This window comes from Streptomyces sp. URMC 126 (assembly GCF_051386555.1).
Lineage (GTDB): Bacteria > Actinomycetota > Actinomycetes > Streptomycetales > Streptomycetaceae > Streptomyces.
Genome location: NZ_JBPQTX010001214.1, coordinates 1 through 245, shown reverse-complemented (window position 1 = coordinate 245; position 245 = coordinate 1). Strand labels below are relative to the sequence as shown.

At 80.0% G+C, this 245-nt stretch carries 1 pseudogene; it reads left to right on the top strand.

Annotation, left to right across the window (positions count from 1 at the left end):
* Window positions 1-154: pseudogene (locus ACSNOK_RS35710) on the top strand (DUF72 domain-containing protein); the annotation flags it as partial.
* Window positions 155-245: the final 91 nt, after the last annotated feature.

The window sequence follows — 245 nt, the reverse complement described above, 5'->3', positions numbered from 1 at the left end:
GCGGCGCCTGCTGCGGCCGGGGGACCTGCCGGAGCACGTCGTGGACGCTGTGTGGTCGGCCTTCCTCGACGCCCTGGCTCCGCTGCGCGACGCGGGGCGGCTGGGCGGGGTGCTGTTCCAGTTCCCGCCCTGGTTCGCGCCCGGCCGGCGCGCGAGGAACGCCAGCGCCCGGTCGAGCCGGGCGGGGTCGGCCCAGCCGGGGTGCCGGAACTCCACCGCGACCGGCAGCCCCGCCGTGCGCTCCC